Here is a 20,002-nt window from a genome sequence, read left to right on the forward strand (position 1 = left end):
ATGAACCCCCCCCCCTTTAGGTCAAATCGATAATAATATTATCGATCAGCCTAGCATGCTTAAATTTTACAGCAATCGCAACGATAATTTTTCCCGTAAGTGCGTTTGGTTTTTTCAAGTCAGGATAAGTCAAAATATCTATATAATCAATTTCTCCGCTCGTCTTTTCCGTTATATACGCTCTCATTTTTTCGATGATGGCTTCTTGATCATGCACTTTGTTCTCAACCATTTCTTTTGCCATTAATAACGATTGATATAAATGAACGGCTTCTTTTCGTTCCTGTTCGTCTAACCGTACGTTTCGAGAGCTTTTGGCCAATCCGTCCTCTTCACGAACCGTTTCCACCGGAACAATTTCAATTGGGAAATTAAGATCTTTTATAAGTGCTGTAACAACGGCAACTTGCTGGGCATCCTTCAATCCGAAATAGGCTCTGTCTGGAGTTATGATGTGAAACAGCTTTGTTAAAACCGTTGCCACTCCGTCAAAATGTCCCGGTCTTGATTTTCCACACAAAACGTCAACGCGCTTCGTCACTTTTACTGTGACGGCAGGTTCTTCCGGATACATTTCTTCTTTTGTCGGCGCGAAAAAAAGGTCAACCCCTTTTTGTCTTGCCAGCTCTTCGTCGCGTTTGATATCGCGAGGGTATGTTTGATAGTCTTCATTCGGTCCAAATTGAAGCGGATTCACAAAAACGCTCATCACCGTTACGTCGTTTTCCTGTTTGGCCCGTTCAACCAATGATAAATGACCTTCATGCAAATATCCCATCGTTGGCACGAACCCTATCGTTTTTCCTTCTTTTTTCTTGAGATCGATTTCTTTTTTTATTTCCTCTATCGTAGTGACGATTTTCATTTTCCTTTTCCTCCATATAAGCTTGCAAGTTCCTCTTCATTCATGCGGAACGAATGATCCAACGATGGAAAGTCCCGATTTTTCACTTCATCTTTATAAGCTTCAATCGCTTTTACAATGCTTTCATTTACATTTGCATATTGTTTAACAAACTTCGGCACTCTTTCCACTCCAAATCCAATCAAATCATGAAACACTAACACTTGTCCATCTGTATATTTTCCTGCGCCGATGCCGATGGTTGGAATGGACAGCTCTTTTGTTATTTTTTCCGCCAGTTGAAACGGGATGCATTCCAATACAATGGCAATCGCGCCAGCCTGTTCGCATTTTTTCGCATCTAGCAGCAGCTTTTCTGCACTTTTCGCTTCTTTTCCTTGTACTTTATATCCGCCTAATACACCTACTGACTGAGGAGTCAGTCCGAGGTGGGCAACAACAGGAATGCCGGCATTTGTTAACAGAGATATGACGTCAAAAACAGGCCCTTCCACCTTTAAGGCATCTGCCCCGCTTTGCTGCACCATTTTCTTTGCATTTTGCAGCGTGTCTTCTGTCGAAATATGGTACGACATAAAAGGCATATCCGTCACAACAAATGTATTTTTTGCTCCGCGTTTTACAGCCTTCGTATGATGAATCATATCTTCCACCGTTACAGGTACGGTTGAATCATACCCTAAAACGACCATTCCAAGCGAATCGCCGACAAGGATCATATCAACATTTGCCTGTTCAGCAAGCTTAGCGGACGGATAATCGTATGCCGTCATCATCACGATTGGCTCTTGCTTTTGTTTCATTTGAATAAAATCCAGCTTTGTTTTCATAAAAACTCCCCCTCTTTTGTAATTGCAGAGGGTAAGAACGAACCGATCAAAAAAACCTTCTTTCACTGAGAAAGAAGGATTTTTACCATTTCCTTATTATCGGCTTCTTCATCCCTCTGTCCCAGTCCTTTTGGATCAAGGCAGAATCAATCTTTTAATAATGACAACATGAAACTTTTTTGGTGCAGTTCCAAACAGGATACTGCCCTTTCGTTAAGTATAACAAAATTTCATTGTAAAATATATTTATTTGATATCAATATCTGCTGAATACACTTTTTCTATTTTTCCTTCAGAAGTTTCAATGAGAAGCGCCCCTTCTTCATTAATGCCAAGAGCCTTGCCGACAACTGTTCCGGATAATGTCCGGGCATGGATCGTTTTGTTTAAACTAATGGAATAGCTTTCCCATAAAAGTTTAATCGGTTTAAATCCATGCTCTAAATATGTAGTATACCATTTTTCAAAACGTTCGAGAAACTTTTGAATGATAAGGGCGCGATGAATTTTCTCTCCCTTTTCAATCGCTATGGAGGTGGCGGTATTGCGAATCGCTTCAGGAAATTCATCAATTTGCTGATTTACATTAATACCGATGCCGATGATCACCGAATGCACTTGATCAGCTTCCGCCTCAAGCTCTGTTAAAATTCCGACTGCTTTTTTTCCATTAATCAAAATGTCATTGGGCCATTTAATGGTCGGAGAAAGCCCTGTTGCCTCTTCAATCCCTTCTACGAGAGCAACGGCTGTCAATAAAGTAAGCTGAGGAGTTTTCTGTAAAGGTATGTTCGGCCGCAAAATGATGCTCATCCAAATCCCTGTACCTTTTGGCGAATACCATACTCTAGCCATTCTCCCTCTTCCGCCTGTCTGTTCATCCGCAACTACGAGCGTTCCCTCCTCAGCACCTTTCTGCGACAATTCATGGGCAATTTTTTGAGTAGAATCAACCGTATCGTAATATACAATGTTTTGTCCTATAAAATCCGTTTGCAGACCTAATTGTATTTCGTTGGCTGTAATTTTTTCCGGCGTCTTGACTATTCTGTACCCCTTTCTTCGCACCGCCTCGAGGACAAATCCTTCCTTCCTCAATTCCTCAATATGCTTCCATACTGCCGTTCTTGAACAACCGAGCAATTCGCTGATTTTTTGGCCTGAAACATATCCTCCATCAGCTTCAGAAAAAGCTGCTAACAGCTTTCGCCTAATTTCTGATTGCAATTTTTTAACCACTCCTTTATTTTGCCGCTATTATTTTCAATCAATCCATTGACAACCTGTTGTTCAACCAGCGTTAAATATTCCTCCACCCATTTGCCCGGCTTTTTCGGCACGATGTTTAAAATGTCATTCCCCGTTACGGCCAATTCTTTTCTAGAATGGATTGGAAGCTGTTCGTACGACTTTTGCAGTTTCTGAATGGCTTCTTCGTTTTTTTCTTTTTGCAGCACCTGCCTTATTCTTTCCAGCTGAAGAGCATCCTCAAGCCCTGTCTTATATAAAAGAAAGGCTGTCCAGTCTTTCTCGAAGAGACAATTGAGCAACTCAAGATGTCTGCATACTTTTTTGATCACCCTTCTAGGAAGCTTCCAATTCCGCATAAATGATTCACCATCATCCGTTTCTAAAACGAATAACAAAACAGTCCAGTATTCTTCCCGCTCACACAAATTATGCATTGGATAGCTGAGCAGCTTGTTCAACTGTTCTTTCTTTTGTTTTAATCCAGGCATATGTTGATAAACATTCGTAAGAGTTAATAGTTGTATCGCATCATTTGCGGAAGCTCCAGCCAGAAGCTTTTCAAATTCAGCAGTTATTCGCTCGATCGATATGTTCTGAAGAAGCTTATGCCAAACGGTTATGGCTTGCAAAGTTTTTTCTTCAAGCCGAAAGGACAATTGGCTGACAAATCTTAAAGCGCGCAGCATTCTTAACGCATCTTCGGAAAAGCGTTCATACGGATCTCCCACTGTACGAATCATGCGGTTTTCTAAATCTTCCATGCCATTGACATAATCTAAAATGCGCCCGTTTTTGTCCATCGCCAAAGCATTAATTGTAAAATCGCGCCGCTTTAAATCTTCTTGCAGCGAACTGACGAAACGGACATATTTAGGTCTTCGATACTCTTCGTATTCCCCTTCCGTCCGAAAAGTCGTCACTTCATACGGCTTTCCATTATGAAGAACGATGACTGTACCATGCTGCACCCCAACATCAATTGTTTTCGGAAAAATTTTTTGAATCTCATCAGGCTTTGCTGATGTGGCAATGTCGATATCCCCGATCTTCCGATTCAGCAATAAATCACGAACAGAACCGCCGACAAAATACGCTTCATGGCCATGCTCATTTAATTGTTCTATAATCGGTATTGCCTCCACAAATTCTGCTTTCATGTTGGAACTCCTTCAGATAGTAATTCAAAATAAATTTGCTCATATGTTGACACAATTTTTTCAGAATGAAATTTTTCTCTGACAAGCAGCATCCCATTTTCTGACATTTTTTGATGAAGTGTTTGATCTTCTAATAAGCGAATCGATTTTTCGGCGGCATCCTCAATATCGCCAAGCTCAACAATATAGCCTGTTTTATGATCTTCAATTACTTCCGGTATGCCGCCGATCCTCGTTCCAATACAGGGAACTCCGCAAGCCATCGCTTCCAATAAAACTAATCCAAAGCTTTCTTTTTCTGACAGCAGCAATTTTAAATCACTGATGGAATACAATTGATCTAAGTTTTCTTGCTTCCCCAAAAACAGCACATGATCTTCCAATTGCAGCTGTTTCACTAATTTCATGACAATCGACACTTCCGGTCCGTCGCCGACCAGCAACAGCTTCGATGGGACTTCCTGTCGGATGAGGGCAAATGCTTTGACGACATCAGGAACTCGCTTCACTTGCCGAAAATTTGATACGTGTATAAGCACTTTTTCATCATCTTGAATCCCGTACTCTCTTTTTAATGAAGGCAAATGTTTTTTATGATAAATTCGTTCATCAATAAAATTGTAAACCGTTTCAATTTCTTTTTTAGGCTCCAATAAATCATATGTTTGTTCAACGAGCGCCTTTGATACGGCTGTAACGCGGTCCGAAGCTTCAATCCCAAATTTGATCGCTATGGAGAGCGTCGGATCATATCCTAGCACAGTAATATCAGTACCATGAAGAGTTGTGACGATTTTTATTTTTCCCCCAACCATTTGTTTAGCCAAAAAAGCGCAAATCGCATGAGGCACAGCATAATGAACGTGCAAAATATCTAAATTTTCCCTCTCAATGACTTCGGCAATTTTGCTGGATAAAGCGAGATCATATGGAGGATATTTAAAAACAGAGTATTGATTTACTTCCACTTCATGAAAATAAATGTTGTGATAAACCTTATTCAGCCTGAATGGCATGCTGGAGGAAATAAAGTGAATTTCATGCCCTCTTTCTGCAAGCAATTTTCCAAGCTCTGTCGCCACCACGCCTGATCCTCCAACAGACGGGTAGCAAGTAATGCCAATTTTCAATTTTTTCATTCATTATCACCAGGAAAGGATATTTTCAAAACTATAATTTCTGCTCAATTTTTCTCGTGGATGATGTTTCTCCATGTAAAATCTCCCCGTTCAAGCCCCTTTACTAATATTTCCGCAGTGCCCATATTGGTTGCCAGGGGGATTGCATACACATCGCATAGACGGATAAGGGCAGAAACGTCCGGTTCATGAGGCTGGGCAGTCAGCGGGTCGCGAAAAAAGAAGACGGCATCCATCTCGTTTTTCGCGACTAATGCACCAATTTCTTGGTCGCCTCCAAGCGGACCGGATTGGAAGCGGTGAATTTTCAGTCCAGTTGCTTCCTGTATTCTTAAGCCTGTTGTGCCTGTTGCAAATAAATCATGCTTTTCTAATATATGTTTATAAGCAATGGTAAATTGAACCATATCGTCCTTTTTCTTATCGTGAGCAATGAGTGCAATCTTCATATATTTCCCCCTCATTCAATAATGTTTTCCAACCCGTAAACGAGCGTATCGATCTTCATCACGGTTTCAACGGAAAGCTTTACTCCTGACATAAAAGACGCACGATTATAGGAATCATGGCGAATTTTCAGCGTTTGACCGTCACCGCCAAACAAAACCTCTTGATGAGCCACTAACCCTGGAAGACGAACGCTGTGGATATGAATGCCATTCCATTCGCCGCCTCTTGCTCCTTTGATCGTTTCCTTTTCCTCCGGATGTCCTTGCTTTTTATTTCCGCGAACTTCATAAATCATTTCAGCCGTTTTGATTCCAGTTCCAGAAGGTGCATCAAGCTTTTTATCATGATGCATTTCGATGATCTCAACATCAGGGAAGTATCTGGCCGCCATTTTTGCAAATTTCATCATCAGTACAGCTCCAATCGCAAAATTTGGCGCGATAATTGCCCCGATTCCTTTTTCTTCCGCTAATTTTCTCAATTCCTGCAAGTCTTCTTCCTGAAAGCCGGTAGTTCCTACTACAGGGCGGACACCGTGCTCCAGCGCAAGCTTTGTATGTATTTTTCCAACCTCTGGTGTTGTCAAATCAATCAACACGTCTGGCGATGTTTCTGCAAAGCATTGTTCAGGGTTTGTATAGGTGCGGACTTGATCTTGAAACCATTCGCCATCATTTATTTTGTCTATTACAGCTGAAAGTGTAAAATGCTCTGTTTCATTTACCAGTTTTACTGCCTCTTGCCCCATGCGTCCTCTTGGACCGGCAATGACGATCTTAATTTGTTCCATTATTCCATCACCTTTCTATTTTTTTGTCCATCTGTTTCGATCTCTAGTTTGAAATTTATGCATGACGCGATCGTGCGCCTTCTCAAGATCAATGTTTAAAGAATTGGCCAAGCAAATGATGACAAACAATAAATCGCCAATTTCCTCTTCAATTTCTTTCTCTTTCTCCGTTTCTTTTTTTGGCTTTTCCCCATAGTAATGATTAATTTCTCTTGCAAGCTCACCAAGCTCTTCTGTTAATCGCGCAAGCATCGCCAGCGGGCTGAAATAGCCTTCCTTAAATTGGGATATGTAATCATCTACTTCTTTTTGCAGGTCTTTAATTGTTTTACGTTCCATTAGGCAACCACCTCATTTGTCTTCTCTTTCATGTTAGCTAATTCCTTACCATTTGACAATGAAAAGAAATGTCGATTGAATTGTAACATACAATCTGATCCATTATAATTAAAAACATCGAAAAAAATAGGAGGTGGGAGTTTGTTGCCTTTTAAATTGAAAAACCTCTTTTTTATATTGCTCGGATCCGCTATTTTCTCGTTTGGACTCGTTCATTTTAATATGCAAAACAATTTAGCTGAAGGCGGTTTTACTGGTATTACGCTCCTTTTATTTTTTTTGTTTCAAATCAACCCCTCTATTTCCAATCTTGTATTGAATGTACCCATTTTTTTTATTGGATGGAAGCTTTTAGGGAAGACGACTTTTTTGTATACATTAATTGGAACGATTTCGGTTTCGTTCTTTTTATGGATTTTTCAGCTGCATCCATTTCATATTCCTCTACATGAAGATTTAACATTGGCGGCTCTGTTTGCAGGAGTTTTCATCGGCGTTGGACTAGGGATTATTTTTCGCTATGGCGGAACAACAGGTGGAGTTGATATCATTGCTCGTCTTGTTTATAAATTTTTCGGCATCAGCATGGGAAAAACAATGTTTTTATTTGACGCGTGCGTGATCACTTTATCGTCCATTTTTTATTTATCCTATCGCGAAGCCATGTACACATTAGTGGCTGTTTTTATCGGAACAAGAGTCATTGATTTTATTCAGGAAGGTGCCTATAGAGCAAAAGCAGCGACCATCATATCGGAGAAACATGAGGAAATTGCCGAAAAAATCATGAAGGATATGGATCGCGGAGTGACCATTTTAAAAGGACAAGGTTCGTTTACAAAACAGAATCGGAATATTTTATATTGCGTCGTTGCCAAAAATGAATTTGTCAAGCTGAAACAAGTTATTACAGCTGTCGACCCTCATGCGTTTGTTGTCGTCAGCGACGTTCATGATGTACTCGGTGAGGGCTTTACCCTTGATGAAAATAAAAATCCGATTGAGCACTAACGCGTTTCTTGTCGTCAACGATGTTTGCTCAAGAAGGATTTACCCTTCATGAAAACAAAAACCTGTTTAAGCACTGACAGGGGCTGTCCAGAAAGTCAAATCCCTTTTGAAAACAAAAAATCATAAACATCGATATATCAACGTTTCTAAAAAACATAAAAGGGGGCTGTCAATAAGCCAAAAAACGACTTATTAGACAGCCCCGCACTCTAGTTCTCTTTTCTTTTATCTGTTTTTTCTCCTTTGTATTTTTTCCATCCTGTATAAGCTAGTGCAATAAAAATGACGCTGCCCGTTGAAAACATCACCCATAACAGCGATGGATCTGCTTCGTCGTTTTTGACGCGATCAAAAATGTTTTTTAAGTCTTTTTCGATTTCCATCATATGCTTCTGTCTTGTCTTTTTCGAAATTTCAAAAAACATTTTGTCGTTTACTGCTGAAATATGTGTTTCAATCTTATCAATGTTTTTGCTGTCAACATCAACGGTAAGGCTTGGATAAATAACGGAGTACAGTGACAAAAAACGATTCCACTCATGCTGAAAAGCCGCCCAATCCTCTTTTTCCATTTCCGTTTTTAATTCTGCAAATGTCGTCATGATCGGTTCTTCCATTGTGCTCCAGAGCGGCTGGTGTTCAGACAGAATTGCATCAACAACAAGCCGGAATTGAGTGACTTTGTCGATCCGATCTTCATAGCTCATTCCATCGTTCTCAACGGCATCCAACGCTTTTTCGTAAGAAGCAGAAATGACCCGAAGCTCATTTATTGATAAGCGGTTTTCAACATTATTTTCTTTAAATTCGTTTTCAAGAAATAATAACAGCTGCTTCGCTTCATCAAACTTTTTTTGCTTTGAAAGCTGCCACGCATAATTCGTCATGACATCCAATGTTTCCCAATTGTTTTTTTCTTTTGCATTGATCGGTATTTGAAGCAGGAAAAAAAGCAAGAGAACAATCAACGTACTGATCCATTTTTTCATTCTTGTCCCCCCTATAACTACTAGTAATAGTTATTCAAGAGTGGACAAGAGTAGACCATGTTTCTTACAATTCTTTCAATTCAAATTTGTATGTTTGATTTTTTATAACAAAAAAATAGGCGATCGCAATGGAAATAATACTCAGCCAAAACGTAAAGTAACCGATTAGCGCAGAATATTGATTTAAAACGCTATATTGAGGCATCATATCAAAAACGTAATCAATAATTTCATTGTGAAGCGTCCATATGGAGGCCAGCATCAAGTGCTTCATTTCAAACCGATAATACGGTGCATACAACAGCCCTTCTATTGCCATTCCTAAATGGGACAAAATGAGCATCATTCCGTAAATGGATAAAACACCCGTTTCCAAATATACAAACAGGTTCATGGCAACCGCCCAAATTCCATATTTAAATAGCGTAATCATCGCTAGTGCTTCAAACAATTTAAAATGCTTTCCAACAAGAAACCCAATCAAAACGAAAACAAAGAACAAACTAGCGGTTGGACTGTCAGGAACAAACGCAATAAACTGTGGCGGTGTTTCGGAAAGCTGCTGTTTATACCAAATATAACCATAAATTGTTCCTGCTGTATTGATTAAAAGCATCAAATATAAAAATGATCGCTGCCTTAATACAAAAAATAACCAACCCATCCAAGTTCACTCCTTGGTTTTATTGAATTCGGGGTCATGTATCATGAGACACCCTGTACTATGTATGCCAAGAAAACACTCTTTTTTCATTGCAGAAATGTTCCTTATATTTTGAAGAACTAAATGTAGGAAGGCATTTTAAAAATAAGTTTATCGCCTTCCACAGCAACAATATTCATCCTGATTATCAAGAGTAACATTCTCTGTAAATAAGGAAAGCGCTCCTCATCTTTGGTAGAATTTTGTTTGATAAGAACATGACCTACCAAAAAAGGAGCACCTTTAAGGTGAAGTCTACCACACCTATCCACAAAATCAAGACCGAATGTACATCGCAAAATGCAACCAACTTCGGCAGATTCAAATATTACTGGAGCACCTCGAAAAATCAAGCCTGAGAAAGCGCTACAGGACTTGCCAGCATCAACGAAACGTCTCGCTGCGGAAGATGCCGCCTGTCGTTACTGGAAATGGTACGTCGATAATGAAGAAGGCATGACGGTCACCTAACCAAGCGATCTTCTGGAAGAACCCTCATCTTGTTGAGATCATAATGCCAAACACAGGTGGTGGATGACGGCCAGATGCTCTAAATCTAATCTTTAATACGGATTTCGATACAAACCAATCGCCACCAACCTCGAGTAGGAAGCGCTCAATTTGTGGCGTTTTTACAACAAACGATGTTCCATGGGAAATTACATCAAAGAAGCTAAGTGCATGTTTGCCATGGACTGGATTGCGACTTTCGATTTTGAAGCCAATGAACTTGATTCTCATCAAACTGTTTTCCAACAACCGCTATGAGCGGTTTAAACAAGATTACTGTGAACCCGTTCATCGAGCATACAGCACTGCTCGGTTTCACTTAGAATTCTTCCGTTGTACAGCGATGTACGGTACAGCTGTCGAGGAATTCTCAGGTTGATAAAAGATTTTGCTAATCAACAGACCTGGAGGAGAAGCGAAACAAAGATCGTCCGGCTAGAATGAGTTTACCACAATTTCGCATAGGAATACCGAAGCTCTTAACAGTCGGGAGGGAAGACTAAAGAGTCATGTGATATGATTCAGCGATGCTAACAAATGTACTGTTTGCATACTCTGATATTTCGTCATCTATCATTGTCTACGATGCTGAAAAACACTGAATGATTATTACTATCTAATCCCAATGTTATATTAAGATCATTTCCTTTGATAAACTGATCATAACACAAGTGAAAAGAAAGGGCGATTCATCACACAGCCTATAAAGGTGAGCGACTTCTCGTCAATTTACGTTAAAAAAGGGGCTTATTGTTGGTACGCAATCTTTAGGATCTTTCTTCATTTTCATGTTTATACCCGTCTGCCCAAAATTCGGCATTTTTTACACCCTGTTTTGTAGAATCATAAGTCGGATCAACACCTTGTTTTTTCTGATTTTCATAGTCTTTTAACGCCCTGATGGCCGGTTTATATAATAATACGAGACCGATTAAGTTCACCCATACCATCAATCCTAGTCCGACATCTCCCAAAGTCCATGCGATATCAGATGTCCGAACCGTTCCGTAAAAGACGGCAGCCAAAAAAATTAACTTTAAGACAAGAATCGGTATATTCTTACTTTTTTTCTTAAACAAATATATAATATTTACCTCGGCAATATAATAGTATGCCATTATTGTTGTAAATGCAAAGAAGAATAATGCCACTGCTACAAAGGGGGATCCAAATCCAGGTAGTTGGGAATCGACTGCAATTTGAGTATAAGCAGTACCCACTTCAACAGTTTCTCCAATATTGTTTACAAGCAATGATTTTTGATCAGGCTCATACACATTGTAGGAATTTGTAAACAAAATCATAAAAGCTGTTGCTGAACAGACAAGCAATGTATCAATGTAAATAGAAAATGACTGTACGAGCCCCTGTTTGGCCGGGTGGGAAACTTCGGCAGCACTAGCAGCATGCGGCCCCGTTCCTTGACCAGCTTCATTTGAATAAATCCCACGCTTTACACCCCAAGAAATCGCACTTCCTAAAATCCCTCCGAATAATTGATTAGCTCCAAACGCACTAGAGAAAATTAGTTTAAATACACCAGGAACTGCTTCAATATTCATGATAATAATGATAAGTGAAATAAGTATATATCCGATTGCCATAAAAGGCACTACTAATTGAGCGACGTTGGCGATTCTTTTTACTCCGCCAAGAATAATCACTCCCAATAGTACAACTAAGATGATTCCTGTTACGGTCGGATCAACGGAGAATGCTTTTTTAAATCCAGAAGAAATGGCATTTGATTGAACACCCGGCATTAAAACACTCATTGCTACAATCGCAGCCACAGCAAAAACCATTCCGGCCCAACGTCGATTTAACCCTTTTTCAATATAATAAGCCGGTCCTCCGCAGTATATCCCATCCACTTTTTCTTTATAAATTTGGCCAAGTGTCGATTCCACATATGCCGTAGCAGCACCAAAAAAAGCAATTAGCCACATCCAAAATACTGAACCGGGACCACCGTATGCGATCGCAGTAGCAACACCAGCAATATTCCCGGTTCCGACCCGTCCCGATAATGCGATCGACAATGCTTGAAAAGAAGAAATTCCTGACTTGGAACTTTTTCCTTTAAACATTTGCTGAACCATATCTTTGATCAATCGTATTTGAGCAAATTTTGTCATAAATGAAAAAAACACTCCGATTCCAATACAAAATACGATCATCGGCGTACTCCAAAGCCACCCACTCAATGTTTCAATAAAACCATCCAAAAAAAATTCCCCCTTATTTTAATGTTATGAGTAATTATAGCTCAGCATTTATATTTATAATAGATTCTTCATTAATTTTTGTGAAATAACACAAAAAAGAAAATATTTTTGAATTATTTGAAATGAATGTTAGTGCTATGCAACCAATTATCAGGAGGTTGAACATATTTTCTGTGCGACTAGAATTTCCAGAATTTTAAGTCGTTACTTAACATATGTTTGAAACACATTATAATGTTTAAATAGAGAAAAGGTTTTAGCAAGAACGCTGTCCTTTTACGGCTTTTTTCACCACAAATGTTCAGAACAGGTGGACGAGAAAAATCTGTGAATTACCCTTATGAAATAAACCGTTGTTTTGAATTGTTTATGTGAAACGATATCGTTGTGTCGATGATCGTGAAATATATAATTGGAGCAGCTCAAAATTCAATTATCAAATACCCCAATCATGGAATACTTTCAGACACTCCATACCTACACATGAGCAGAGGGCACAAATCATAAAATCAAAACAGTAAACGCCTTAGCATACTGGCTATAGAAACCAATACCGATTTAGAACACGTGGCTTGTTTAGAGTGTACAGGAGAAACGTATAATAAGCAGGTGTCCTAGCCCTCCTTCTTTATCATTTTGTCAAAAAATAGTAAATGGATAGAAAGCCGTCAACAAAGGCGATTGACCTCCTCTATTTTTTCATTTACCAGTCTACAAAAAGAAAATACAATCGCATCAATCTTGCTGACTTAATTGTTAGAGTTGTTTCACAGTCAATGGAGATAAGACAATAAAAAAGCTTGTAGAGAAAAAATCTTCCTTTCTCTACAAGCTATACAGACAAACGCGATGTCAGCTCTTTTTATTTCGATGTAACACTAGAAACAAACTCTGCTAATACTTTCAACTCTTCATCCGTACCTTTAAAGATTCCAGGAGGCATGCTTCCTACGCCTTCTTTAGCAATTTTCGCAACTTCTTCCGGAGACAATCCGTTATCAACTAAAGAAGGTCCAGCCGCTCCGCCTTGCAGGTTATCACCGTGGCAGGAGACGCAGCCTTGTTCCTGAAATATTTTGTATCCTTCCGAATTTGTATCAATTTTAGCTTCCGCTTTAATTTTCCCTTGTTCCTCTTTTAATTCCCAGTCCGTATGCTCAACCGACTCCCATGTTAAATAAACGATGGAAGCTACAGCTAGCAGCATCATTCCTACAGCAACCGGACGCTTATGCGGACGGCGTTCTGGCCCGCGATCCAAAAATGGAGCAAGAAGTAGCGCAGAAAATGCCAGTCCAGGTATTACGATTGCACCGATAACGGTATAAGGACCTGATGCATAAGAATATTTTAAAAGCTGGTATAAAAATAAGAAGTACCAGTCAGGAAGCGGTATGTAACCAGTATCCGTAGGATCTGCAACCCGCTCAAGCGGTGACGGATGGGCAACGGTTAAACATAAAAAGCCAATTAAAAAGACCGCGCCAACTAACCATTCTTTTAAAAGAAAGTTGGGCCAAAAAGCTTCAGTTTTCCCTGGGTATTCGGAGTAATCTTTCGGTATGTTCGGCTTTCTTTCAGCCGACACACGAGAATCTCCAACGAACTTCATACCTTTTCCGCGATGCATTGTTTCCCCTCCTTTGTTAAGCGGTTCGCCACGAACAACTTACTAAAAAAGAATAAGCCGGATTTTATAGCGGACCTGAAATCCCTTGTTTGCGAATCATTAAGAAGTGCGCTGCCATTAATCCGAATAATGCAGCAGGCAAGAAAAATACATGAATCGCAAAGAAGCGAGTCAATGTTTGCGCACCGACAATTTCGGAATGCCCTGCAAGCAAAATTTTGACGTACTCACCAATAAGCGGTGTCGATTCAGCAATCTGCAAGGTAACTTTTGTCGCAAATAACGCTTTCATGTCCCAAGGCAATAAATAGCCTGTCAAACCTAAACCTAGCATAACGAAGAAAATGAGTACACCGACAATCCAGTTAAGCTCGCGTGGCTTTTTGTATGCTCCTTGGAAAAATACACGTAAAGTATGTAAAAACATCATGACGATGACTAAGCTTGCTCCCCAATGGTGCATACCGCGAACAATTTGCCCGAACGCCACTTCATTTTGCAAATAATAGACAGACTCCCATGCATTTTTAATATCCGGCACGTAATACATCGTTAAAAACATGCCAGACAGCACTTGAATCACTGTAACAAAAAACGTCAAACCCCCAAAGCAGTATACAAATGCTGAGAAGTGATGGGCTGGGTTAACATGTTCGGGAACTTCATGGTCTGCGATATCGCGCCATAAAGGGGTGATATCTAACCGTTCATCAACCCAATCATACAATTTGTTGAGCACTTATTACGCCCCCCCTCTTGGTTTAGCTTTTCCTAAATATAAAAATCCATCTTGAATTTTGTACTCATATTCATCCAGCGGAGCAGAAGGCGGTGTTCCAGGGACATTGTCGCCGTTTTTCTCATACAATCCTCCGTGGCAAGGACAGAAGAACATGTTAGGGTTTGATTTATCCCCGTTCCAGTTTACTGTGCAGCCAAGGTGTTTACAAATTGGAGAAAGTGCAACAATTTCTCCTTTTTCATTTTTATAAACCCACGCGGATTTTGGCTCTTCAGCTTCATGCCACGCGTCCTTCTGTTTAATGGTAAAGTCGACACGTGTCGGTTCTTCTTTAATGTCTGATTCCTTTACATTTGTATTAACAAATTCTCCAGCTGCTTTCGGCTGCAATACAGGATCTACAGCGAAACGAACCATCGGCATGAGCATGCCCGCAGCCATAAAGCCGCCTACACCCGTTAGCGTATAGTTTAAAAATTGACGTCTTGAAACACGGTGTTTATTCTCGCTCATCTTTTTCCCCCCTCTATCTCAAGCTAGTCCATAATGGACATATACAGAAACATATAAAACTAGGACATACTCATGATATATCAATCTTTGTAGAAGGTCAATATAATCATATCGTTAGAAACAAGGGATTGAAAGGGTTTTTAGGTTCGATTCCAATATTGTAATAAAATGTTCATAATTTGTTCGATTTGGTCCTGAACAACCTTTCGCTTTACATCCTGATCCATATGTTCTATTGGGATTGACGGAATCCATATAAATTCATCACCTTCTTTGCGCCATCTTTCTTCACATGTTAAAAAAATGACATGCTGAAAATGCTGTTTAATCGTATCTTTCCACTTTTTTAACAGTTTATCCAAATCAATGTCGTCATTTTTTAAAGAAACAAACGGAGGCAACAGCATGATCCGCCCCTTTAACTGCCGTTCAAGCTCCTGTGAAACAATTGTAATAAAATCTGCTTTTGACGCATTTCTTTTCAGTTCCTCATCAAAAGATACCGATAGGATAGGAACAACTGCAGTATCAACGTACTCCCTTGATTGAAGAAAAGAATCGATATCAACCATTTGCCATTTCACTGATTTCAGCCCCTATTTTTTATTTTTCCTTACTCATTATAAAACTGATAAGCAAAATAAAAAAGCAATGCTGTACACATTGCCTAACATCCTAAATTGTTCAATTGTTTTACAAGCTTTCGAAACGCCTCTTCATCGTGAGCATCCAACGCTTCATCAATTAAGCGGAGGAGTTTTTCTTTTTGAAATTTTTTAATTGACTCCTCCAAAATTTTTTCCGCAAGCAGCCGGTCTTTCTCATTTCTTTGCATATCTTTAGGCAAATATGGATTTTCAACTAAAACGGCAGCATATTCCGGGGAACGGTATTGAGCGCGAAAGTTTAACTGGATATACAAGTCTTCATCTTTATTCAAGCGAATATCGTGAAAAGACTTTTCTGCATCTGTTGTCATCACATTTTCTTTATAAAATCTAAACGGAACATCATCCACACAGTGGGTGGACATGATCATTCCCCTCGGACAAAATTTGGCATGCTCTACAAAATGGACGTTTTCCATTAATGAATCATGGCTCATTAAATAATTTAATATCCATACGCATTCCCGTCTTTTCAACTGATAATGATTTAAAAACCAGCGAATAAATTCTTTCTTCTCGTTAACAGAAACAGGGGCTTTCATCTTTAACCCTCCTCTGCTTTCCATCTAATTCAAAAATTCAACATAGTTGCGTTGAATTCCTTCCAATTCCGCCTAAAAATTGTCCTCCAATTCGAGCAGCATATTTTCATATTCAATGTTGCCTGGATCAAGCTCCAGCGCTTTTTCAAAAAGCTTCCTAGCCTTTGCCCGCTCCCCTTCTTCAAGCAGAAAATAAGCGTAATTCTCCAAAAATTCCGGGTCTGTTTTAAAATTATTATATGCACTTTCATAATGCTTTAATGCCTTTTCGTACTGTTCGGTGCGATGATAAGCGATCGCTAAATTGAAGTCAAAATGAGGATCATATTCTTCATGTCTTTCCACGATTTCCGTCAACATCTCAATCGTTTCCATATATTTGCCTTGGTTTAACAAAACTCCTGAAAGTGTTATGATTGCTTCTATATAACCCGGATCCAGCTCCAGCGCTTTTTTTAACAATTTTACTGCATTATCTACATCTTTGAGCTTTAAGGCAATTTTTCCGCCGAATAAATAAAGCTCTTTATTAAATGGATCCTCCTGTAAACCTTCTTGAACAATTTGAAAACTTTTTTCCACCATCCCTTCCTGTTCATAGCTTTTGGCCAAATATAAATATAGTGAGTGGTAGGTAGTGTCCAATTCCTTTATTCGTTCAAATTGTGCAATCGCTGTTTTTGTCTGGCCTGCATTTAAAGCTGTCATCCCATAAGCGAAATATGTGTCCAAATCCTCTTCTTCCACCGCTTTCTCAAAATAAGCAAGGGCTTCTTCAAATTCACCGCAAGCAGATAAAGACTCGCCTATTCGTTTATGAATATTTACATTCATTATATTTTCAAATTCCTCTAGGACTACTCTATAAAAGTCGATTGCTTGACGATATTTTCCGAGATGAAAATAATGCTCGGCTAATGCGAAATCAATTACTTTCTCTTCAGGCAACCTTCTCTTTGCTTCCTTCAGTTTTTGTTCGCTGACTTCATATAAGCCTTGCAATTGATACAAATCAGCCATAAGAAGAAGGGCTTGCGGATATGATTCATCCTCTTGATCAATTTCATTCAGCAGATCAATCGCTTTTTCTTCATCGTCAAGCTCAATGTATATTTCCGCCAAAAAAAGAGTGATGGCAGATTCATCAGGGTATAACTGCGACAGCTCCTCAGCTATTTTTAGCGCTTCATCTGTCCTGCCCCATTGAAAATATTTTTCCGCAAGCTCAAACTTTTCTTCATCATTTAACTCTTTTTCAATGGATGAAAGTTTTTTCAATCCTTTTTCCACTTGGCCGCTTTCAACTAATTGAACGGCTTCGCTCATTTTTTTATTCAACCTAAAACTCCCCTTCTAAATTCAGTACTTGTTTATTGGCTGCGAATACATATTGAAGCGTCCTGGTGCATTCAGCTGCACTTCTTTTCCGAACCCTGGTTTATAAAATATTTGTTCTCCTGCTTTCAAAACGCTTCCGTTGTGAACGATCACTTCTGGGTTATGATTATAATAATCTAGATAATTATTTTCTTCAACTAAATCGATCATCCGAAATAAATTATAATCAACATTGCTTCCGCTTAAAATTTCGCCGCGAATCGGATAAAGACCAATTTTCATTAATGCTTCTTTCGTAAGTGGGACACCGTTTTCAGGACATTCTTCCAATGATGGCAATTTATATTTTTTTACAATTTGCCGCCATTTGCTTTTCAACTGATGGAAGATGGATTGATCTTCTGAAGAAAAATGGGGAAAAATTGGAGTTTGCTTTGGAAATAAAGTCTCACGAATCCATTCCCATGGAACATCATCAAGCTCAGCAATCTGCTTAATTTCCACGATAATCACAGTAATTTTTTCTCTTTTTAGCATTCTGATGATTGAAGGGGTCAGCCGTTCGATTGGGATTTTTGCAGCGATCGCATAATCGATCGGCGAATTCATCATCACTTTGCGAATATGTTTTTTCTTTTCATCCCATTGTCTTTCAAACGGCAAATCAACAGCAGCAATTAAAAAAGTGCAGCCTTTTTGGATCAAATTCTTCACATATAATTTGAATGAATGGCTTTGGTCTAAATATTGAATGTTTTGATCAAGCATGACAAAGCCCGGTGTCATGAAATAGGACGATCCATCCATTTTCATAAATCGAAACTGATCTAATTGCTTTTCTTTAAAACGAAACTGATTTCCGTCAACGAGTATTGAGCGCGTCACAATTTGATTGTCTTCCATTAAACGAATTTGATCAATAATATATGCCATTTTCCCACCTCAATAGCTTTTTTAGACAAGCTATGAAAAGGTTGATAAAAATATGACAAAAACCATCTGACAAACTCAGATGGTTTTGGAAAGCAAATTCAAATGGTCAAAAAAAGCAGGATAGGATACACTGACTGCCTCGTGCTGCATTAATTCCACAGGTTCTTCGCAAATAGTGCTGGCAATCGCGAGCATCATGCCGATGCGGTGATCTCCATGGCTGGAAACATTCGTTCCTCCTTTCAGCTTTGTTTTTCCGCGAATGATCATTCCATCGTTTGTAGCTTCAATATCCGCGCCAAGCTTTTTCAGCTCGCCGACAACTGTATCAATTCTATTTGTTTCTTTTACCTTTAATTCTTCGGCGTCTTTAATAACTGTCGTTCCTTCAGCCTGTGTCGCAAGAAGGGCAATGATCGGAATTTCATCAATCAGTCTTGGAATCAGCTCTCCTGAAATTTCGGTTCCTTTTAACTCAGATGTCCTGATCGATATATCAGCCATCGGTTCGGCAGAATCTAATGTAGGTATAATCTCGATCTCTGCACCCATATTTTCTAAAACATCTAAAATCCCTGTTCTTGTTGGGTTAATGCCGACATTTTTCAGCTTGATTGAACTGTCCGGAACAATGGCTCCCGCAACAAGGAAAAAAGCAGCGGAAGAAATGTCACCAGGCACATAAATATTGGCGCCTTTTAATGTTTGTCCTCCCTCTACCGAAACAGTCAAATTTTGTTTTTTCACATGGACGCCAAAGGCTGACAAAAGACGTTCCGTATGATCTCTTGATTGATACGGCTCCTCAACTGTTGTGGTTCCATCTGCTTGAAGACCTGCAAGCAAAATCGATGACTTCACTTGAGCACTCGCTACTGGGGATTTGTAATAAATGCTCTTTAAATTCCCGCCGCGCAAAGACAGCGGGGTAAAAGATCCGTTATTCCGTCCATCAATATGAGCTCCCATTTGTCTTAAAGGAGCTGTTACACGATCCATCGGTCTTTTCGCAATTGACTCATCCCCAATTATGCATGCATGAAAAGGACGTCCCGCTAAAATACCCAGCATTAATCTTGTCGTGGTGCCTGAGTTCCCAACATTTAAAATGTTAACAGGTTCTTTCAGTCCGGAAAATCCTTTCCCTTCAATTGTTACATTCGTTCCTTCCTGTTTGATCGACACCCCCATCTCTTTGAAGCATGAAATGGTGCTTAAGCAATCCTCTCCAGTTAAAAAGTTTTGAATAGTTGTTTTTCCTTCCGCAATTGCCCCAAACATAACCGCCCTATGGGAGATCGATTTATCGCCGGGAACTTCTATAGTTCCGTTCAGCGAATGTTTTTTTGTCAAGACAAGCCCTTGATTCATATC

At 39.4% G+C, this 20,002-nt stretch carries 20 protein-coding genes and 1 pseudogene; 1 reads left to right on the forward strand and 20 read right to left on the reverse strand.

The annotated features are described in order from the left end of the window. Positions 1-16: 16 nt before the first annotated feature. The 8 genes from panC to NSQ84_RS11195 form a co-directional block, all read right to left on the reverse strand. The gene (gene panC / locus NSQ84_RS11160; protein ID WP_063388553.1) at positions 17-865 is read right to left on the reverse strand and encodes a pantoate--beta-alanine ligase; all 849 of its coding nucleotides are present in this window, start codon (positions 863-865) and stop codon (positions 17-19) included. Then, on the reverse strand, positions 862-1,695 hold the full coding sequence (gene panB, locus NSQ84_RS11165; protein WP_063388554.1) for a 3-methyl-2-oxobutanoate hydroxymethyltransferase: 834 nt from the start codon (positions 1,693-1,695) through the stop codon (positions 862-864). Before panB ends, panC begins: the two co-directional genes overlap by 4 nt. A gap of 246 nt (positions 1,696-1,941) precedes the next feature. Then, positions 1,942-2,922, reverse strand: coding sequence for a biotin--[acetyl-CoA-carboxylase] ligase (locus NSQ84_RS11170; RefSeq protein ID WP_063388555.1), 981 nt, complete (start codon positions 2,920-2,922; stop codon positions 1,942-1,944). Then, on the reverse strand, positions 2,892-4,103 hold the full coding sequence (locus tag NSQ84_RS11175) for a CCA tRNA nucleotidyltransferase (protein ID WP_117016805.1): 1,212 nt from the start codon (positions 4,101-4,103) through the stop codon (positions 2,892-2,894). Before NSQ84_RS11175 ends, NSQ84_RS11170 begins: the two co-directional genes overlap by 31 nt. Beyond that, a complete protein-coding gene (gene bshA, locus NSQ84_RS11180; RefSeq protein WP_117016806.1) occupies positions 4,100-5,242 on the reverse strand; it encodes an N-acetyl-alpha-D-glucosaminyl L-malate synthase BshA in 1,143 nt (380 codons plus the stop codon). Before bshA ends, NSQ84_RS11175 begins: the two co-directional genes overlap by 4 nt. 44 nt (positions 5,243-5,286) lie before the next feature. After that, on the reverse strand, positions 5,287-5,691 hold the full coding sequence (mgsA, locus tag NSQ84_RS11185; protein ID WP_063388558.1) for a methylglyoxal synthase: 405 nt from the start codon (positions 5,689-5,691) through the stop codon (positions 5,287-5,289). 11 nt (positions 5,692-5,702) lie between these two features. Beyond that, the gene (gene dapB, locus NSQ84_RS11190; protein ID WP_094246121.1) at positions 5,703-6,482 is read right to left on the reverse strand and encodes a 4-hydroxy-tetrahydrodipicolinate reductase; all 780 of its coding nucleotides are present in this window, start codon (positions 6,480-6,482) and stop codon (positions 5,703-5,705) included. 15 nt (positions 6,483-6,497) lie between these two features. Beyond that, entirely contained in the window at positions 6,498-6,821 is a 324-nt protein-coding gene (locus NSQ84_RS11195) for a nucleotide pyrophosphohydrolase (protein ID WP_063388560.1), read from the reverse strand. A gap of 141 nt (positions 6,822-6,962) precedes the next feature. Between NSQ84_RS11195 and NSQ84_RS11200 the strand changes: the two genes are divergently transcribed. Continuing rightward, positions 6,963-7,832: a YitT family protein gene (locus NSQ84_RS11200; protein ID WP_094246122.1), complete on the forward strand. Its 870-nt coding sequence runs from the start codon at positions 6,963-6,965 to the stop codon at positions 7,830-7,832. A gap of 209 nt (positions 7,833-8,041) precedes the next feature. On the opposite strand, the gene ypjB is transcribed toward NSQ84_RS11200, so the two are convergent. The 12 genes and pseudogenes from ypjB to aroA all read right to left on the reverse strand — a co-directional run bounded on the left by ypjB (position 8,042) and on the right by aroA (position 19,999). After that, positions 8,042-8,821, reverse strand: a complete 780-nt coding sequence (gene ypjB, locus NSQ84_RS11205; RefSeq protein WP_063388562.1) for a sporulation protein YpjB — start codon at positions 8,819-8,821, stop codon at positions 8,042-8,044. A 64-nt stretch (positions 8,822-8,885) separates the two neighbouring features. Beyond that, the gene (locus NSQ84_RS11210) at positions 8,886-9,485 is read right to left on the reverse strand and encodes a DUF1405 domain-containing protein (RefSeq protein WP_066251898.1); all 600 of its coding nucleotides are present in this window, start codon (positions 9,483-9,485) and stop codon (positions 8,886-8,888) included. 1,051 nt (positions 9,486-10,536) lie between these two features. Next, positions 10,537-10,660: pseudogene (locus tag NSQ84_RS11215) on the reverse strand (IS200/IS605 family transposase); the annotation flags it as partial. Positions 10,661-10,801: 141 nt separating this feature from the next. Then, a complete protein-coding gene (locus tag NSQ84_RS11220; RefSeq protein ID WP_063388566.1) occupies positions 10,802-12,262 on the reverse strand; it encodes an alanine/glycine:cation symporter family protein in 1,461 nt (486 codons plus the stop codon). Between the two features lie 862 nt (positions 12,263-13,124). Next, positions 13,125-13,892 carry a menaquinol-cytochrome c reductase cytochrome b/c subunit gene (locus NSQ84_RS11225; protein ID WP_063388567.1) on the reverse strand — a complete coding sequence of 256 codons (768 nt, stop codon included), beginning with the start codon at positions 13,890-13,892 and terminating at the stop codon, positions 13,125-13,127. A 64-nt stretch (positions 13,893-13,956) separates the two neighbouring features. Further along, complete coding sequence (locus tag NSQ84_RS11230; RefSeq protein WP_063388568.1) at positions 13,957-14,631, reverse strand: cytochrome b6; 675 nt, start codon at positions 14,629-14,631, stop codon at positions 13,957-13,959. Positions 14,632-14,634: 3 nt separating this feature from the next. Next, complete coding sequence (locus NSQ84_RS11235) at positions 14,635-15,147, reverse strand: ubiquinol-cytochrome c reductase iron-sulfur subunit (protein ID WP_063388569.1); 513 nt, start codon at positions 15,145-15,147, stop codon at positions 14,635-14,637. 140 nt (positions 15,148-15,287) lie between these two features. Next, the gene (locus NSQ84_RS11240) at positions 15,288-15,731 is read right to left on the reverse strand and encodes a YpiF family protein (RefSeq protein ID WP_327873669.1); all 444 of its coding nucleotides are present in this window, start codon (positions 15,729-15,731) and stop codon (positions 15,288-15,290) included. An 83-nt stretch (positions 15,732-15,814) separates the two neighbouring features. Further along, positions 15,815-16,357 carry a ReoY family proteolytic degradation factor gene (locus NSQ84_RS11245; RefSeq protein ID WP_063388571.1) on the reverse strand — a complete coding sequence of 181 codons (543 nt, stop codon included), beginning with the start codon at positions 16,355-16,357 and terminating at the stop codon, positions 15,815-15,817. Positions 16,358-16,429: 72 nt separating this feature from the next. Beyond that, complete coding sequence (locus tag NSQ84_RS11250) at positions 16,430-17,695, reverse strand: tetratricopeptide repeat protein (RefSeq protein WP_327873670.1); 1,266 nt, start codon at positions 17,693-17,695, stop codon at positions 16,430-16,432. Positions 17,696-17,716: 21 nt separating this feature from the next. After that, entirely contained in the window at positions 17,717-18,628 is a 912-nt protein-coding gene (locus tag NSQ84_RS11255) for a hypothetical protein (protein WP_063388573.1), read from the reverse strand. A gap of 75 nt (positions 18,629-18,703) precedes the next feature. Further along, the gene (gene aroA / locus NSQ84_RS11260; RefSeq protein ID WP_144598141.1) at positions 18,704-19,999 is read right to left on the reverse strand and encodes a 3-phosphoshikimate 1-carboxyvinyltransferase; all 1,296 of its coding nucleotides are present in this window, start codon (positions 19,997-19,999) and stop codon (positions 18,704-18,706) included. Between the last annotated feature and the right edge of the window lie 3 nt (positions 20,000-20,002).

The organism is Aeribacillus sp. FSL K6-3256 (assembly GCF_037965805.1).
Taxonomy (GTDB): Bacteria; Bacillota; Bacilli; order Bacillales; family Aeribacillaceae; genus Aeribacillus; species Aeribacillus composti.

Bases quoted from the DNA above. Each gene is read 5' to 3' on its own strand.
- dapB (WP_094246121.1), bottom strand. From the start codon at position 6,482: ATGGAACAAATTAAGATCGTCATTGCCGGTCCAAGAGGACGCATGGGG.
- mgsA (WP_063388558.1), bottom strand. From the start codon at position 5,691: ATGAAGATTGCACTCATTGCTCACGATAAGAAAAAGGACGATATGGTT.
- NSQ84_RS11195 (WP_063388560.1), bottom strand. From the start codon at position 6,821: ATGGAACGTAAAACAATTAAAGACCTGCAAAAAGAAGTAGATGATTAC.
- NSQ84_RS11210 (WP_066251898.1), bottom strand. From the start codon at position 9,485: ATGGGTTGGTTATTTTTTGTATTAAGGCAGCGATCATTTTTATATTTG.
- NSQ84_RS11255 (WP_063388573.1), bottom strand. From the start codon at position 18,628: ATGGCATATATTATTGATCAAATTCGTTTAATGGAAGACAATCAAATT.
- NSQ84_RS11245 (WP_063388571.1), bottom strand. From the start codon at position 16,357: ATGAAAGCCCCTGTTTCTGTTAACGAGAAGAAAGAATTTATTCGCTGG.
- ypjB (WP_063388562.1), bottom strand. From the start codon at position 8,821: ATGAAAAAATGGATCAGTACGTTGATTGTTCTCTTGCTTTTTTTCCTG.
- panB (WP_063388554.1), bottom strand. From the start codon at position 1,695: ATGAAAACAAAGCTGGATTTTATTCAAATGAAACAAAAGCAAGAGCCA.
- aroA (WP_144598141.1), bottom strand. From the start codon at position 19,999: ATGAATCAAGGGCTTGTCTTGACAAAAAAACATTCGCTGAACGGAACT.
- NSQ84_RS11175 (WP_117016805.1), bottom strand. From the start codon at position 4,103: ATGAAAGCAGAATTTGTGGAGGCAATACCGATTATAGAACAATTAAAT.
- NSQ84_RS11235 (WP_063388569.1), bottom strand. From the start codon at position 15,147: ATGAGCGAGAATAAACACCGTGTTTCAAGACGTCAATTTTTAAACTAT.
- NSQ84_RS11225 (WP_063388567.1), bottom strand. From the start codon at position 13,892: ATGCATCGCGGAAAAGGTATGAAGTTCGTTGGAGATTCTCGTGTGTCG.
- bshA (WP_117016806.1), bottom strand. From the start codon at position 5,242: ATGAAAAAATTGAAAATTGGCATTACTTGCTACCCGTCTGTTGGAGGA.
- panC (WP_063388553.1), bottom strand. From the start codon at position 865: ATGAAAATCGTCACTACGATAGAGGAAATAAAAAAAGAAATCGATCTC.